Raw genomic sequence first — 16858 nt, 5'->3', positions numbered from 1 at the left:
AGTAATTATTAATTAATCTTTACTTCTTTGCATATCTAATTTGTTAAAGAACAGTCTAACTTTAAAAGTTAGAAGGTAAGTCTCTTTATTTAAAAGAATTAGCTTCTAGCTTTTTGTTTCGATTAGGTATCTGGTGGAGCCAAGGAGGATCGAACTCCTGACCTCCTGCGTGCAAGGCAGGCGCTCTCCCAGCTGAGCTATGGCCCCTTCATTTGGTGGGTCTGGTAGGACTTGAACCTACGACCCCACGCTTATCAAGCGTGTGCTCTAACCAGCTGAGCTACAGACCCTAATCTGTTAACTTCTCAGGCCTTCGCCCAATTCGTTCTTCGCAATCATAAATCAAGTAATTCGTGTGGGTATTTGTAGTACCAGCTTTCGTTTAAGGAGGTGATCCAGCCGCAGGTTCCCCTACGGCTACCTTGTTACGACTTCACCCCAGTCATGAATCACTCCGTGGTAACCGGCCTCACGAGGTTAGCCTAGCTACTTCTGGAGCAACCCACTCCCATGGTGTGACGGGCGGTGTGTACAAGGCCCGGGAACGTATTCACCGCGACATTCTGATTCGCGATTACTAGCGATTCCGACTTCATGAAGTCGAGTTGCAGACTTCAATCCGGACTACGATTGGTTTTCTGAGATTAGCTCCGCTTCACAGCTTGGCAACCCTCTGTACCAACCATTGTAGCACGTGTGTAGCCCTGGCCGTAAGGGCCATGATGACTTGACGTCATCCCCACCTTCCTCCGGTTTGTCACCGGCAGTCTCCTTAAAGTGCCCACCTTTACGTGCTGGTAACTAAGGATAAGGGTTGCGCTCGTTACGGGACTTAACCCAACATCTCACGACACGAGCTGACGACAGCCATGCAGCACCTGTGTTCCGATTCCCGAAGGCACTCTCGCATCTCTGCAAGATTCCGGACATGTCAAGGCTAGGTAAGGTTCTTCGCGTTGCGTCGAATTAAACCACATGCTCCACCGCTTGTGCGGGCCCCGTCAATTCATTTGAGTTTTAATCTTGCGACCGTACTCCCAGGCGGTCAACTTACTGCGTTAGCTGCGCCACTAAAGCCTCAAGGACTCCAACGGCTAGTTGACATCGTTTACAGCGTGGACTACCAGGGTATCTAATCCTGTTTGCTCCCCACGCTTTCGCACCTCAGTGTCAGTATCAGTCCAGTTAGTCGCCTTCGCCACTGGTGTTCCTTCCTATATCTACGCATTTCACCGCTACACAGGAAATTCCACTAACCTCTACCGTACTCTAGTCAGTCAGTTTTGGATGCAGTTCCAGGTTGAGCCCGGGGATTTCACATCCAACTTGACAAACCACCTACGCGCGCTTTACGCCCAGTTATTCCGATTAACGCTTGCACCCTTCGTATTACCGCGGCTGCTGGCACGAAGTTAGCCGGTGCTTATTCTGTTGCTAACGTCAAAAGTAGTTCGTTACACTACCCCTTCCTCACAACTTAAAGTGCTTTACAATCCGAAGACCTTCTTCACACACGCGGCATGGCTGGATCAGGGTTGCCCCCATTGTCCAATATTCCCCACTGCTGCCTCCCGTAGGAGTCTGGGCCGTGTCTCAGTCCCAGTGTGGCTGATCATCCTCTCAGACCAGCTACAGATCGTCGCCTTGGTGGGCCTTTACCCCACCAACTAGCTAATCTGATCTAGGCTCATCCATTAGCGGTACAATTAAGCACCTTTCCCCGTAGGGCGTATGCGGTATTAGCGCGAGTTTCCCCGCGTTGTCCCCTCTAATGGGCAGATTCCTAGACTTTACTCACCCGTCCGCCGCTCGTCAGCATCCCGAAAGACCTGTTACCGCCCGACTTGCATGTGTTAGGCCTGCCGCCAGCGTTCAATCTGAGCCATGATCAAACTCTTCAGTTTTAAATCTTTTGCTTCATAAGAAGCCAAAACGGCTCAGTAATCTAAAAACTCATTCATGACGAGTTATTTATATTACTGATAATTCTTACCAGTACTACAAACACCCACACGATTTACTTGATTTATATTGTTAAAGAACAGTGATAGTTTGGTAACCAACTTTTTGCTTACTGCCTATCGAGGACGCGCATTATACGTCATCACAACATACAGTCAATTACTTTTTTAAATTATTTTTAGTGTATTCTTTTAACACTCTGCAAACAAAAGCTTTTTTCGACTAATTTAAATAAAGTTTATTTTTTATCTAACTTCTAATTGTTTAGTTTTTATACAAACTTTAAAAAGTTAAATGATTTATTTAAGAAAGCATAACTAGCAAGAATGACTATTGTTATATAGCATGCCATATATATTATGATTATAAAGGTGTATTATTTCCTTTATATTTTTAACTCTCACTATTTATTGATAAATAAATGAAGATTATTATTCTTGGAGCTGGTCAAGTTGGCGGTACACTTGCTGAACATTTAGCCAGCGAAGCAAATGATATTACTGTAGTGGATTTAGATGCTGATCGTTTACGTGATTTAGGTGATCGCTTAGATATTCGTACGATTAAGGGTATGGCATCATTTCCAACAGTTTTACGGCAAGCAGGGGCAGATGACGCTGATTTATTGGTAGCAGTTACTAATACAGATGAAGTGAATATGACTGCCTGCCAAGTAGCTTATACATTATTCCATACACCTACACGTATTGCTCGTATTCGTAACTCTGCTTATTTAAGTAGGGATGAATTATTTGCTGATGAAGCCATTCCCGTTGATGTAATAATTAGCCCTGAACAGTTGGTAACTAATTATATTAAACGTCTTATTGAATATCCCGGTGCCTTCCAAGTTATTGACTTTGCTGAAGGTAAAGCGCAATTAGTAGCAGTTAAAGCGTATTATGGTGGTAGCTTAATTGGTCAACAGATACAACAAATCAAGACTCTTTTACCTAATATTGATGCCCGTATAGTAGCTATTTATAGACACGACCATCCTATTTTACCCAACGGTGAAACAATTATTGAGGTAGATGATATTGTCTTTTTTATTACGGCTAAAAGTAATGTACGTTCTATTATTAATTTGTTAAGACGCGCTGAATCTGCTAATAGACGTATTGTCATTGCAGGTGGTGGTAATATTGGTGAACGATTAGCTGAAGCGGTAGAGACCCGTTATCAAGTAAAAATAATTGAACACAGTGCTACTCGTTGTAGAGAGCTTTCAGAGAAATTAGATACAAGTATTGTGTTACAAGGTAGTGCTTCTGATAAGGAGTTGTTAGTAGAAGAAAACATAGCTGAAGCTGACGTATTTTTAGCTTTAACCAATGATGATGAAGCAAATATTATGTCTTCATTATTAGCTAAGCAGTTGGGTGCTAAAAAGGTGATGACTATTGTTAATAACCCAGCTTATGTAAAACTCATTCAAGCTAATACCATTGATATTGCCATTAGCCCACAGAATATTACTATTGGTAGTTTACTAACTCATGTTAGACGTGGTGATATGGTAAGTGTACATTCATTACATCAAGGGGTTGCTGAAGCCATTGAAGCTATCGCTCACGGTGATGAAAAGTCAAGCAAAGTAGTGGGTAGAACAGTGGAGCGTGTAGGATTACCACCAGGCACAACAATTGGTGCGATTGTACGTGGTGATGAAGTAATTATTGCCCATGATGATACATTGATTCAATCAGAGGATCATATTATTTTATTTGTAGTAGATAAAAAATATATCCGTGATGTTGAACGATTATTTGAAGTAAGTATTGGTTTCTTTTAAAAGCCCATTATTTGGGCTTTTTTATTTTATTTTATTTAAGTTAACCTATTTAAATCATCCCCCACTCGGCCATCGAAAAGGGTTCTCCTTCACCAATAATTAAGTGATCTAATACTTTAATATCAACATAAGACAAAGCTTTTATTAACTCTTTAGTTAAAACTTTGTCATTATTACTTGGTTCAGCAATACCTGATGGATGATTATGAGTAAAAATTATAGCTGCCGCATTAAAATGAAGACCTCGTTTAATTATCTGTCTAGGGTAAACAGTGGATTCATTAATACTGCCATAAAATTGATTTTCATAAGCTATAACACGATACTTACTGTCTAGAAACAAACAGCCAAACACTTCATGAGGTTCTCCGCGTAGCTGTGTACATAGAAAATCCCGCACTACTTGTGGATTATCCATTACCGTTCCTTTTTGTAGCTTTTCTGCTAAATGGCGTTTGCCCATCTCAATAATAGCTTGTAATTGAGTATATTTTGCTACACCTAACCCAAGATGTGAGCTAAAAGTTTTTAAATCTGCCTCTAATAGTGCACGTAGACTACCGAACTCTGAAAGCAATTGTCTTGCTAAATCTACAGCGCTTTTACCAGCTACACCCGTTCTTAAAAATATTGCTAATAATTCTGCATCTGTTAAAGAGGCAGCTCCTTGAGATAATAATTTTTCTCTTGGTCTTTCCGTTGCAGGCCAATTTTTAATACTCATCTTTAGTCCTTACGGTATTTTTGTTGTAATGGTTATAGTAAAATATTTTAATTGGATAATAATCCTTATTTACGCTAATTTTACATTAATAAACTTATTAACATTATTTTTTCTTATTTGAGAGTCCTATGACTACTGTTCGTACACGTATTGCACCATCTCCAACAGGTGATCCTCATGTGGGCACCGCTTATATTGCTCTTTTTAATCTTTGTTTTGCTCGTCAACATGGCGGGGAATTTATTTTACGTATTGAGGATACTGATCAAGTACGCTCAACCCGTGAATCTGAACAGCAAATATTTGATGCATTACGTTGGTTAGGTATTGAATGGAATGAAGGCCCTGATGTTGGAGGTCCACATGGCCCATATAGACAAAGTGAGCGTGGTGATATTTATAAAAAATATGCCAATGAACTTGTAGCAAAAGGCCATGCATTTCATTGTTTTTGCACTGCTGAACGTTTAGAGCAAGTACGTAATGAGCAAATGGCTAATAAAGAGACGCCACGCTATGATGGCCACTGTATGCACTTAAGCCCTGATGAGGTAAATAGCAGATTAGCTGCTAATGAGCCAAATGTTATCCGAATGAAAGTGCCAAGTGATGGAATATGTGTAGTTAACGATATGCTCCGTGGTGAAGTAGAAATTCCATGGGATCGTATGGATATGCAAGTGCTAATGAAAACAGATGGTTTGCCTACTTATTTCTTAGCCAATGTAGTTGACGATCACTTAATGGGTATTACTCATGTGCTACGTGGTGAAGAGTGGTTACCCTCTGCCCCAAAGCTAATTAAGCTTTATGAGTATTTTGGCTGGGAGCAACCTGAACTTTGCTATATGCCATTATTACGTAATCCTGATAAAAGTAAATTATCAAAACGTAAAAATCCTACCTCTATTAATTTCTATGAGCGTATGGGTTTTCTACCAGAAGCCATGCTTAATTATTTAGGTCGCATGGGCTGGTCTATGCCTGATGAACGTGAAAAATTCACCCTAAGTGAAATGATTGAAAATTTTGATATCAAGCGTGTTTCTTTAGGTGGCCCTATTTTTGATATTGAAAAACTTTCTTGGCTAAATGGTCAATGGATTCGCGACTTATCTGTAGAAGAGTTTGCTAATAAAGTCCAAACGTGGGGATTTAATAAAGCCTATTTCACTAAAATCATCCCGCTACTACAAGATAGAGTGGAAACATTTAGCGAAATCGTTCCTTTAGCTGACTTTTTATTTATGGGTGGAGTCACTATAGATACTAACCTGTTTGAAAATAAAAAGCTTTCTCCTGAACAAGTACGCCAAGCCATGCAATTACTGTTATGGAAATTAGAAGCGTTAAGACATTGGGAAAAAGATCGAATTAGTCTCTGTGTACAAGGCATTGCTGATTTCTTTGAAGTTAAATTCAGGGATATTATGCCAATGGTATTTGTGGCTATCACTGGTAAAACCAGTTCGCTACCTGTACTGGATGCAATGGAAATTTTAGGCCCTGACTTATCTCGCTATCGTTTTCGTCAAGCACTAGAAGCTTTAGGCGGAGCTTCAAAGAAAGAGATTAAAGCATGGGAAAAACTATTACCCGCTATCGCAGGTTAAGTTTTATTTAAGGGGCTTTATAGCCCCTTTTTAATTATTACTCTAAATATTTTGCTGATAGTTTTTTATAGTCTTGCTCACCAATGATTTCTATCATTTTATTTACAAATGGCTGAGGTAAATCTGTTTGATAGTGATTTGGCTCCATTACCAATAACTGCAAATAACTATCTAAATTACGATATTTCTTATGCAACAAGCTGTCTAACTCATTCCAAAAAGCTGCTCCCTTTACATAAAACAGACTATAGTAACTCCAACTGCCCGTTTGCCAAAATCTTTTATCTATTTGATACATACCCAATTTATTAGGCCTGCTCATACTCTGCCTATACCAACGATGAATAGCAGTTGTATTTAATCTACCAACCGTTAAAGCTTTATAAGCATAATAATCTGCTAGACTCTCACATGTCCACCTTGCAAATGTCTCACAGGGCACTAGTAAATGCACATACTCATGTAACATGGTTTTATGAAAACGAACCTCCCAATCTTCGGCAAGTTGATAACCATACGTATAGTAATTAACCAATGCCACATGATCTTGAGCAACACCACCTGCATCTTCCATGACTCTATCATTTCGCTCTAACATCACTAGAGAGATAGGCTTCTTAATATAATCACCTAATTGAGAAGTAAAAACTTGATTTAAATATCGTAGATTAGGTTCAACTTTAACCATTAACATGCGTTTATTGATAGGTTCAGCACTTTTATCAGAAAATACTTCAAACTGTTTATTGGCTACAGTGACATGAGTAGGTGCTTTCCCCCACACCCAAAATAAAAATGGTTGTTCTCTTGTAGGCAATGGTTTACAACCATGTTCATCAACACAGACTAACTCTTTTGACTGACCCAAAATTCTTGGAAAATTTTTACTCTCAGCAAGAGTCCATTGCCCATTATTTAAATAATAATCTTCTAAAGATCTTGCACCAATTCCTGTAAGAGATTGTCTTTTAACATCAATATACCAATAAATTAAATCACAATGAGCGGGCTGACCATAGCTAATTTTAGAATTATCATCGGCACAATATACCTGTTTTACAGGACGTTTATCTCCATGATAATACCTCGATTGCTCTAATACAAAACTATTTAATGGCTTGGTATTGACTTCAACTCTAACCCTTAAAGAAGGATAAAATTCTTTTTTTAATTGATAAATAATTTGATTGTCTTCTGCCTTTGCAATGCAACAAATAACCAAACCTAATATTATTAAAAAAATCCTATTTCTCATAAAAATTTAATCTAAACTAACGTAGATATTGTTTTATTAATTGGTCAAGCCTATCTTTACCTATGATAGGTTCTACTTTTTCAATAAATACCTTAGGTAATTCAATATTATTATTTGTTCCAGCTAAGTAAGGAATAAATTGATCTAACGAAGCATTCTGTTTTAATAACTGCTGATCTATTTCATTCCAGAATGCAGATCCCTTTATATACAAAACACTATAATAACTTACAGCGCCATTTAATAATTTTTGATTTGCTTCATATAAGCCTGTAGCAAAAGAGGGATGTGCTACAGCAACTTTTTGCCAACGTGCTAACGAATTTATATTAAACTCTGGTAGCGTTACTGCCTTATTCGCATAGTATTCTGCTAGACTTTCCTCAATCCAAGTTGCATATCGATAGGGAGAGGCCACGTGTACATACTCATGTAAAGAAGTATGTAATAGTATAGTTTCCGTATTTTTTACAAGCTGGTTATTTTCAACATAATAATTTGCTAAAAAAGAATGATAGCCTGCCAAGCCACCAGAAACTTTGGCATTAGTATCACGGGCTAACCAAACAATATTAATAGGATAGCCTTTATCAGTATTGAATACTTGAGCAATATATTCATACCTCGGTTCCAACCACTTCACTAGCTTTTGTTTATCTAATAAAGTATCCCCTTGTCTATCTGTAAAAATATTGACCGTTAGAGAAGGTAATTTTATGGTGGTAGGTTGCTTACCCCAAATAAAAAATAAAGGTAACCCATCAACAGGTATGGGCTGACAAGTTTTATCATTAACACATACTAATGCTTTGGAAATATTATGAAAACGTGGAAAGTTATAAGCTTCGGTAATTAACCATTGACCATTATTTAAATAATAATCATCTTGCCCTGCTCCATTAATTCCATCCATTGGCTGACGCTTAAGCTCTATATACCAATATATTGAACTACAACGTTGTGTTCTATTATATTCCACTAGTCTATTATCATCAGCGCAATAGACTTGCTTTCTTGGCTGAGGTACTTTTGAAAGTGATGTCTTAGAGTTTGTTAATATAAAAGTTCCTAAATGCTTAGTTACTACATCAACTTTTACTTTTAAAGAAGTATCATAGTAATTACTAATACGGTAAACAACAGGATAACCTTCTGTTGAAGCGACAGTAGGTAAGCAAAATACCATTAATAGTATTAATAATATTTTTTTTTTCATAATATTCCCTTATATAAATAATAAAGCGACACTTTGGTCGCTTTATAATACACAGGCTACTGTTTATAGCCCTTTAAGAAAACTTCAATACGTTTAATAGCATATTCTAAATCATCTACTCTCGGCAAAGTGACAATTCTAAAATGGTCAGGATGTATCCAATTAAATGCCGTACCCTGCACAACTAAAATTTTCTCTTGTAATAATAAATCTAATACAAATTTTTCATCATTACGAATAGGATAAACTTTAGGATCTAATTTTGGGAAGGCATAAAGCGCCCCCATAGGTTTAACACAGCTAACCCCTGGAATAGCATTTAGCATTTCCCATGTTTTATTACGTTGCTCGTATAGTCGTCCACCAGGTTTTACTAGATCCTGAATCGTCTGATAACCACCTAAAGCTGTTTGAATCGCTCCTTGTGCTGGCACATTAGCACACAAACGCATATTTGATAGCATATCAATGCCTTCAATATAACCTTTGGCTAAATGTTTAGCACCTGAAATCACCAACCAGCCAGATCTAAAGCCAGCACTTCGATAAACTTTTGACAAACCACCAAAGGTAACAAAAACCACATCAGAAGCTAAGGAAGCAATAATAGTATGCTTAGCATCATCGTAAAGAATCTTATCGTAAATTTCATCAGAGAAAATAATTAAATTATGTTGGCGCGCAACCTCAATAATATCTAATAGTAACTCTTTAGAATAAACAGCACCTGTTGGATTATTAGGGTTAATTAATAAGATCGCTTTCGTGTTTTCAGTGATTTTTGATTTAATATCATTAACATCTGGGAACCAATTTGCTTGTTCATCACATAAATAATGTACAGCCCTGCCACCTGACAATGTAGTAGCAGCTGTCCACAATGGGTAGTCAGGAGCAGGAATTAATACTTCATCACCATTGTTTAATAATGCCTGCATAGACATCACAATAAGTTCAGAAACACCATTACCGATATAGATATCATCAACACTCACACCTTCTACTAGATTTTGTTGATAATATTGCATGACTGCCTTACGGGCGCTGAATAATCCTTTAGAATCACAATAACCTTGCGCCGATGGAAGATTTTTAATCATATCTTGTAGCATTTCGGCAGGTGCTTCAAAGCCAAAAGGGGCAGGATTGCCAATATTTAATTTTAAGATACGTTGACCTTCTTCTTCTAGGCGTTTAGCGTGATCTAAAACTGGTCCACGGATGTCATAACAGACATTTGCCAGTTTGTTGGATTTTTCAAAGCTCATGGGATTATCCCTTAGATTACATTTAATATTAGAATTAACTCTACCTTTCATAGTAGAAAACCTTTATATCATACGACTAGATAACCTAATAGAAAAGTATTCTTTACTTTTTTCCTTGTTTATAGCGTATAATTTACCATTCCCTTTTTAATAAATTTAATTAGTATAAGAAGTTATGACTCCTCTTGAACGTTACCATGCTGATTTAAAACGTCCAGACTTTGCTAAAGATCCAGCTCAAGAAAATGCTGTAAACCATTTACAAAGACTTTTTGATGATCTAGTTGCCGCACACAACAAAAGCAACAATCTCGTTAGCAAACTCTTCCATAAACGCAAACCGATTAAAGGCCTTTATTTTTGGGGTGGCGTAGGTCGTGGAAAAACCTATTTAATGGATATTTTCTATGATGCCTTACCTTTCCCAGAAAAAATGCGTACCCACTTTCATCGTTTTATGAAACGAGTACACGAAGATTTAACCCAGCTAAAAGGGCATAAAAACCCACTTACCCTTATTGCAGAACGTATAGCAAAAGAAACGCGTGTGATCTGTTTTGATGAGTTTTTTGTATCAGACATTGCAGATGCAATGATACTAGGCACATTATTCGAAGAGATTTTTAAGCGTGGTGTTTCACTGGTAGCCACTTCAAATATTGTTCCAGATGGTCTTTATAAAGATGGTCTACAGCGCGCACGTTTTTTACCTGCTATCGCACTATTAAAAGAAAATACTGAAGTGATTAACGTTGATAGTGGTATAGACTATCGACTACGCGTTTTAGAAAAAGCTAATCTATATTACTGCCCCAATGATGCGGAAGCGGAGAAACAATTAGAGCACACTTTTGCTAACCTAATTCTTGATCCTACTGATGCGAAAGAAGATATTGATTTAACCATTGAGAATCGTCTAATTCATGCTAAAAAAGCTTGTAGCACAGCTGTTTGGTTTGAGTTTAGAGATATTTGTGATGGCCCCCGAAGCCAAAATGACTACATAGATATTGCTAAAGCTTACAAAGCGGTGCTTATCTCTAATGTTGAGCAATTAGATACTAATAAAGAAGATATGGCCACTCGCTTTATCTATTTAGTGGATGAGTTTTACGATCGTAATGTTAAACTTATCTTATCCGCTGAAGTACCATTAAAAGATCTTTATGTGGGTATTCGCTCTGAATTTGCCTTTCAAAGGACACTAAGTCGCTTATTAGAAATGCAATCTCATGAATTCTTAACCAGACCTCATAAAACCTAATAATATCAGTAGTGACCTAGTCACTACTGCGTATTCTTTACTATCCACTCTTTTAACAAGGTAGTAGTTACTTGTGGTAGTTCTAATGGTGGTAAATGGCCACATTTAGGTAACATATGCAACTCTGCATTAGCAATAGTTTCAGCCATAATACGTGATTCCTCAGGCGGGGTACGTTTATCTTCCTCTCCTACAATAATAAGTGTAGGTACATTTATGGTTGATAAAGTAGGTAGTGAATCATCACGAGTAATTATCGCTGTTTGTTGGCGAATAAAAGTTTCTTTACCTAACCGTGCCGCCATATTAATAATTTCATCTGCAATAGGCGTATTTAATTTATCTTTGTAAATGATATTTGGTAGTAATCTTGGTGTGACGCCCACAAAGCGCCCTTCTTCAGCTAGTTTAATTAACCCTTTACGCAACGCTATACTTTCATCGTCGTCCAAACGCGCCATGGTATCAATCAAGGCTAAACAAATAACACGCTCAGGTGCTTGCCGCATAATTTCAAAAGCAACATACCCACCCATTGATAAGGCTGTTAATATAAAACGTTGTGGCGCTTTCTCTAAAACTCTCTTTGCCATTGCTCTAATCGAGTTATCTTGTGATATATCAGCCACACAAGGCTTACAAACATCTGCTAAATTAACAACTTGATGCTGCCATAATCGCTCATCACATAATAAACCAGGTATTAATACTAGTGTTGGTAATTCACTACTTATCATTCTCTTTTCAACTTAATTATTTCATTTAACAACAATAGGATAACTAATTTAATTTACCCTTTCTTAATAGCTCAGGTGGTAAAAAATCTTTGCTCGGCTCATAGTTAGGATTTAAATAAGCTTCTAGCTCCTGTAAATCTAATGGACTTAAAGTACCTACCATTTCCTTTAAACTCAAGCTATCAATAATATATGCATAGCGTGCATTATTATAATTTCGTACAGCATCATACAATTGTCGCTGTGCATCTAATACATCCACAATATTACGTGTGCCAGATTGAAACCCTATTTGAGTAGCTTCCACTGCACTTTGACTAGAAATAATAGTCTGCCGTAATGCTTTAATTTGTTCAATATCTGTATTAACAGCTCGATGATAATTTCGCGTATTTTGTACAACTTTACGTCGCAAACTTTCTTGATCATACTCAGACATCATCAAGTTGGAACGCGCTTCCCTCACCTGAGAAGAAGTCATTCCGCCTGAATACAGGGGCATTTGTAATTGTACTCCGACACTGGTTTGCTCCACATCTGAACCATAATGAGCAAGACTAGCTGCTGAGTTATTAAGATTAAAGGCGTCATTATCCCCTCGCTGATAAGATGCAACAAAATCCACAGTAGGGGCGTGTCCTGCTTTGCGTTGTTTTAGCGTTTCTTCAGCAACAGCAACACTATAAAACCCAGCACGTAAACTCAGATTCTGTGTAACAGCTTTATCAACCCAAGCAGTTGCATTGTTAGGTATAGGATGCCTGATAGGTAAATTATGACGAATACCTTCGATAGCTTCATAATATCGATTAGTTAATGTTGTTAAAGCTTGAAAAGCATCTTCAACATTTTTCTCTGATACTATCCTTTTAGCCCGTGACATATCGTAAGCAGCTTTTGCTTGTAAATAATCTGTTTTATCAGCTAAACCTAAATCAAAACGTGCATTAGCTTCATCTGCTTGACGTTTATAGGCATTCTCTTCTGCTTGATTAGCTGCCAAATCATCTTGTGCTTGCAGAATATTAAAATAAACCTGTGCTGTTTGTAAAATCAGTTGTTGTTGTGTTACAGCAAAATCAAAATAAGCCTGTTCATTAGCAGCATGGGCTGCTTGTAATTGAAACCAGCGATCTACACGAAAAACAGGTTGGGTTAAATTTACTGCATATACATGGGCATTGCGTTTTATTGTAGTAGCAGGTCTATCCAATACTGTTTTTATATTTTCATAATTAGCATTTGCATTAATTTGTGGTAATAACCCTGCCCGTGCTTGAGGCACTACTTCTTGTCTTGCTTTATACTGGGCTTTAGCAGATGCCAAATCAGCATTATTATTAACTGCATCGTAATAAATACTAACTAACCCTGTCTTTTTCAATGAAACACGTGCGCTGTTATTTTGTGCATTAACATAAACCACCATTAACGCTATACAAAAAATAAACAAACGTTGACACAATAGTTTCATATCCTCTATCTCAAATAATAGTTAATTATAAAGTAATACTTATCTACTTCTATTTAAAAGACTGTAGTTTAATATATTCAACAACGTGTTTAGAAAATAGTTATCACAATGTCTAATACTTAATTTCCTTATTAGTGACTTGTGACTATTAAACTGTTTGGATAGAGACTTAAAACATCAGTTAATTCATTTTTTAACTAGATAAAAAAATGCCCTGATAATTCAGGGCATTCTTTATAGTTTAACCTACCGTAGGATAACTAATTACTGAGCTTGTCCAGTAGTAGTTTCTTGAGGAGGAACAACTTGTGCTTCTACAGTAGCGTCAACGCGACGGTTCATAGCACGACCTTCTTTAGAAGCGTTGTCAGCAATAGGCTTGTCTTCACCGTAACCAACTGCTTGTACACGACTACCTTCAACACCATAAGTATCAACTAACGCATTACGAACAGCATTAGCACGCTCTTCTGATAATGTTTGGTTATAAGCTTCTGAACCAATAGAGTCAGTGTGACCTTCAACTACAGTAGTAGTTTGTGGGAACTGTTTCATGAAATCAGCTACTTGTTTAATATCATCGTAGCTACCTTCACGGATAGTTGCTTTATCGAAATCGAATTTAACGTCTAATTGTACACGTACAATTTCTGGCTCTGGAGTTGGCTCAACTACTACTGGTACTGGCTCTGGAGCTGGCTCAACTTTCTTGCCACCACCGAAATTAAAGCCAACAGCACCTGTTAACATATATTCTGCTTGGTGATTACCTAAACCATACATACCATCAACACCTGCACGCGCAAAGAAATTATCAGTAAAGTATAATTTTGCACCTACACCTAAGTTAAGGATAGTATCACGGTCACGACCAGAGCGATCAGCATTGCTGATAGATTGGTGAGCAACACCAGTAGAAATATAAGGACGAACTAAATCACCTGGTTGTGCAAAGTGATAGAAAGCGTCTAAAGAGCTTAATGAACCTTTAATATTTTTATTACCATATTGGTTATCACCACGAATATCGTGATATTCGCCATATGATAATGCAAGAGAAACGTCATCAGTTAAGAAGTAACCTAAGCTACCACCATATAGTTGACCGTTATCCATGTGACGAGCGCTGTCTGTGAAGTAACGTTTTACGAATGCTTCACCTTCTACAGCACCTTGACCTTGAGCAAAGGCACCAGTAGAAACTACTGCGATTAAAGAACCTGCGACAAGTGCTAAGCTATTTTTCATTTTCATTATTAAATCCCCAATAAATATGGAATATTTTAAAGTACATATTAACCGACATAATTTCGATGAGCAGATTTTAACAGAGTTCAATTTTAGGCTAGCCCCAACTATGCGTTCTGTCATCTGACGTTCAGGAAAACCCCCCATTTCTTAGCCTTAAGTCTAAGAAAACTATACTAAAAAATGGGAGTTATGATCATTTTCGCTGGCTTTTTTATGGTTTTTTTAAGGATATTTTAGAATGTAAAAAAACATTTCTAACGTTCAGTTAATAAACTATTTAATTAATGGCGACCTGAATGCCCAAAACCACCTACACCACGTTCTGATTCAGTAAACTCATCAACAAACTCAAAAGCTGCTTGTACAACAGGCACCAATACCAATTGAGCAATACGCTCTCCTACAGTAATAGTAAAGGCTGTATTGCCACGATTCCAACAGGAAACCATCAATTCACCTTGATAATCTGAATCAATCAGCCCTACCAGATTGCCTAATACAATGCCATGTTTATGCCCTAAACCTGAACGAGGTAAAATCATCGCTGCTAATTCTGATGTACCTATATGGATAGCCAACCCCGTTGGAATCAAAATCGTTTGACCTGCTTCAAGCACACAATCTTCTTGCAGCATAGCGCGTAAGTCTAAGCCAGCAGAGCCGACAGTTGCATAGGCAGGAACAGGAAAATCTGTACCTAATCGTTTATCTAAAATTTTAGTTTGTAATTTATACATTAGTTTTTCTCTTTTAAAAAACAATCAGCAATCAGCGCTAAAAGCTGTCTCGCAATCTTTGACTTACTGGTTAAATCAAAACGAGTAGCTTTCAACTCCCGATCAATCACCGTAATTACATTATTATCACTATTAAAGCCAATCGTAGGATTAGCCACATCATTAGCTACAATTAAATTTAAATTTTTATCTTTTAATTTTTTTGATGCATACGCTAATAAATTTTCTGTTTCAGCAGCAAAACCCACACAGAAAGGCCTATCATCTCTATTAGCAATAGAGGCTAGAATATCAGGATTGCGTATTAACTCTAATAGCACACCATGCTGATTAGAGTCTTGTTTTTTTAATTTCTGCTCCGCAATAACTTGTGGTCTAAAATCTGCCACTGCTGCTACAGCAATAAAAATATCACAGGGTAAAACCGATTCACATGCAGCAAGCATATCTCTGGCACTTATAACATCAACTCGTTCAACCCTATCAGGTGTTGCCAGATTAACTGGACCACTCACTAATATCACCTCTGCTCCTTGTTCTGCAGCAGCTTCTGCTAAAGCAAAGCCCATTTTTCCAGAACTATGATTGGTGATATAACGCACAGGGTCTATATTTTCTTGAGTAGGACCTGCTGTAATTACTACTTTTTTACCTGTTAACAGTTTAGTTTCAAAACAATTAGCCACTAACTCAGCTAAATGACTAGGCTCTAACATTCTACCAGGCCCTACATCACCGCAGGCTTGTGAACCGACATCAGGGCCAAACAATAAAATATTTCTTGCTGTTAGCTTTTCCACATTACTTTGGGTCGCCACGTCTCGCCACATAGCTTGGTTCATAGCGGGCGCTAAAGCAATTTTGGCATCTGTTGCTAAAATTAAAGTGGTTAATAAATCATCTGCTCTACCTTCAGCAATTCTTGCTAATAAATCAGCAGTTGCTGGCGCAATAAGCACTAGATCAGCCCAACGTGCTAATTCAATATGTCCCATTGCCGCTTCGGCATGAGGATCTAACAAATCTGTATGAACAGGATTTCCAGATAATGCTTGCAACGTTAAAGGCGTAATAAACTCTTGTCCCGCTTTAGTCATAACGACGCGAACCTCTGCCCCATATTCCTTAAGCTTACGAACTAATTCTGCACTTTTATAAGCAGCAATACCACCACCCACACCCAAAACAATACGTTTACTGTGTAATCGCTGCATTATTCACTCTCAATCTATAAGTTTTCACAGTTTTGCTAATGTCACATTAACAACCATTATTTTCTATTTATTATACTGTAATTCAATAACTAGTGTGTATTTGTGTCACAGCTATGTATTTAATCTATTTCTTAAGCTTTTCGATAAAAGGTTGCAATAATGCAGAAATAGATCTTTGTTAAAGTGATATTAAATATAACAGTCACACAAATTCTTTAGTGTGTGGTAATTGCCAAACCTTCACTTTGTTAAGTGTTATGTTGCTAGCCCCTTTTTAAGGTTGCTTGCTATGACATTATCTAAAAAGCTGATAATACCAGCAAATACAAAATTAATATTTTACGGTTG

Annotated in this window: 12 protein-coding genes, 2 tRNA genes and 1 rRNA gene; 3 read left to right on the top strand and 12 right to left on the bottom strand. The window is 37.5% G+C overall.

Annotated features, from left to right (window positions below):
• Nucleotides 1-131: 131 nt before the first annotated feature.
• The 3 genes from JHT90_RS01610 to JHT90_RS01600 form a co-directional block, all read right to left on the bottom strand.
• A tRNA-Ala gene (locus tag JHT90_RS01610) sits at nt 132-207 on the bottom strand.
• A gap of 6 nt (nt 208-213) precedes the next feature.
• Nucleotides 214-290, bottom strand: a tRNA-Ile gene (locus JHT90_RS01605).
• A gap of 93 nt (nt 291-383) precedes the next feature.
• A 16S ribosomal RNA gene (locus JHT90_RS01600) occupies nt 384-1904 on the bottom strand.
• A gap of 479 nt (nt 1905-2383) precedes the next feature.
• On the opposite strand from JHT90_RS01600, the gene trkA reads away from it, so the two are divergent.
• Complete coding sequence (trkA, locus tag JHT90_RS01595) at nt 2384-3757, top strand: Trk system potassium transporter TrkA (RefSeq protein ID WP_201093277.1); 1374 nt, start codon at nt 2384-2386, stop codon at nt 3755-3757.
• A gap of 49 nt (nt 3758-3806) precedes the next feature.
• On the opposite strand, the gene radC is transcribed toward trkA, so the two are convergent.
• On the bottom strand, nt 3807-4481 hold the full coding sequence (gene radC / locus JHT90_RS01590; RefSeq protein WP_201093275.1) for a RadC family protein: 675 nt from the start codon (nt 4479-4481) through the stop codon (nt 3807-3809).
• 128 nt (nt 4482-4609) lie between these two features.
• Here radC and gltX point away from each other — a divergent pair, with 128 nt between their 5' ends.
• A complete protein-coding gene (gene gltX / locus JHT90_RS01585) occupies nt 4610-6094 on the top strand; it encodes a glutamate--tRNA ligase (protein ID WP_201093273.1) in 1485 nt (494 codons plus the stop codon).
• Between the two features lie 37 nt (nt 6095-6131).
• Here gltX and JHT90_RS01580 read toward each other — a convergent pair whose 3' ends face one another.
• From JHT90_RS01580 to JHT90_RS01570, 3 genes are read right to left on the bottom strand one after another with little or no spacing between them, the layout of a single operon-like run.
• Entirely contained in the window at nt 6132-7349 is a 1218-nt protein-coding gene (locus tag JHT90_RS01580; protein WP_201093271.1) for a hypothetical protein, read from the bottom strand.
• 16 nt (nt 7350-7365) lie between these two features.
• Complete coding sequence (locus tag JHT90_RS01575; RefSeq protein WP_201093269.1) at nt 7366-8565, bottom strand: hypothetical protein; 1200 nt, start codon at nt 8563-8565, stop codon at nt 7366-7368.
• A gap of 56 nt (nt 8566-8621) precedes the next feature.
• Nucleotides 8622-9833 carry a pyridoxal phosphate-dependent aminotransferase gene (locus tag JHT90_RS01570; protein WP_201093266.1) on the bottom strand — a complete coding sequence of 404 codons (1212 nt, stop codon included), beginning with the start codon at nt 9831-9833 and terminating at the stop codon, nt 8622-8624.
• A 175-nt stretch (nt 9834-10008) separates the two neighbouring features.
• Between JHT90_RS01570 and zapE the strand changes: the two genes are divergently transcribed.
• Complete coding sequence (zapE, locus tag JHT90_RS01565) at nt 10009-11097, top strand: cell division protein ZapE (protein WP_201093264.1); 1089 nt, start codon at nt 10009-10011, stop codon at nt 11095-11097.
• 23 nt (nt 11098-11120) lie between these two features.
• Here zapE and JHT90_RS01560 read toward each other — a convergent pair whose 3' ends face one another.
• The 5 genes from JHT90_RS01560 to coaBC all read right to left on the bottom strand — a co-directional run bounded on the left by JHT90_RS01560 (nt 11121) and on the right by coaBC (nt 16510).
• Nucleotides 11121-11834 carry an alpha/beta fold hydrolase gene (locus JHT90_RS01560; RefSeq protein ID WP_201093262.1) on the bottom strand — a complete coding sequence of 238 codons (714 nt, stop codon included), beginning with the start codon at nt 11832-11834 and terminating at the stop codon, nt 11121-11123.
• A 43-nt stretch (nt 11835-11877) separates the two neighbouring features.
• Entirely contained in the window at nt 11878-13263 is a 1386-nt protein-coding gene (locus JHT90_RS01555; protein ID WP_201095714.1) for a TolC family outer membrane protein, read from the bottom strand.
• Nucleotides 13264-13572: 309 nt separating this feature from the next.
• Nucleotides 13573-14562: an OmpA family protein gene (locus JHT90_RS01550; protein WP_201093260.1), complete on the bottom strand. Its 990-nt coding sequence runs from the start codon at nt 14560-14562 to the stop codon at nt 13573-13575.
• 278 nt (nt 14563-14840) lie between these two features.
• Entirely contained in the window at nt 14841-15296 is a 456-nt protein-coding gene (dut, locus tag JHT90_RS01545; protein WP_201093258.1) for a dUTP diphosphatase, read from the bottom strand.
• Entirely contained in the window at nt 15296-16510 is a 1215-nt protein-coding gene (gene coaBC / locus JHT90_RS01540) for a bifunctional phosphopantothenoylcysteine decarboxylase/phosphopantothenate--cysteine ligase CoaBC (protein ID WP_201093256.1), read from the bottom strand. The genes dut and coaBC overlap by 1 nt, the downstream gene beginning before the upstream one ends.
• Nucleotides 16511-16858 lie beyond the last annotated feature (348 nt).

It is taken from the genome of Entomomonas asaccharolytica, from assembly GCF_016653615.1.
Classification (GTDB): Bacteria; Pseudomonadota; Gammaproteobacteria; order Pseudomonadales; family Pseudomonadaceae; genus Entomomonas; species Entomomonas asaccharolytica.
This window is presented reverse-complemented; position numbering and strand designations above follow the sequence as displayed.

Bases quoted from the DNA above. Each gene is read 5' to 3' on its own strand.
- trkA (WP_201093277.1), top strand. From the start codon at position 2,384: ATGAAGATTATTATTCTTGGAGCTGGTCAAGTTGGCGGTACACTTGCT.
- zapE (WP_201093264.1), top strand. From the start codon at position 10,009: ATGACTCCTCTTGAACGTTACCATGCTGATTTAAAACGTCCAGACTTT.
- JHT90_RS01575 (WP_201093269.1), bottom strand. From the start codon at position 8,565: ATGAAAAAAAAAATATTATTAATACTATTAATGGTATTTTGCTTACCT.
- radC (WP_201093275.1), bottom strand. From the start codon at position 4,481: ATGAGTATTAAAAATTGGCCTGCAACGGAAAGACCAAGAGAAAAATTA.
- JHT90_RS01550 (WP_201093260.1), bottom strand. From the start codon at position 14,562: ATGAAAATGAAAAATAGCTTAGCACTTGTCGCAGGTTCTTTAATCGCA.
- coaBC (WP_201093256.1), bottom strand. From the start codon at position 16,510: ATGCAGCGATTACACAGTAAACGTATTGTTTTGGGTGTGGGTGGTGGT.
- dut (WP_201093258.1), bottom strand. From the start codon at position 15,296: ATGTATAAATTACAAACTAAAATTTTAGATAAACGATTAGGTACAGAT.
- JHT90_RS01555 (WP_201095714.1), bottom strand. From the start codon at position 13,263: ATGGTGGTTTATGTTAATGCACAAAATAACAGCGCACGTGTTTCATTG.
- gltX (WP_201093273.1), top strand. From the start codon at position 4,610: ATGACTACTGTTCGTACACGTATTGCACCATCTCCAACAGGTGATCCT.
- JHT90_RS01580 (WP_201093271.1), bottom strand. From the start codon at position 7,349: ATGAGAAATAGGATTTTTTTAATAATATTAGGTTTGGTTATTTGTTGC.
- JHT90_RS01570 (WP_201093266.1), bottom strand. From the start codon at position 9,833: ATGAGCTTTGAAAAATCCAACAAACTGGCAAATGTCTGTTATGACATC.
- JHT90_RS01560 (WP_201093262.1), bottom strand. From the start codon at position 11,834: ATGATAAGTAGTGAATTACCAACACTAGTATTAATACCTGGTTTATTA.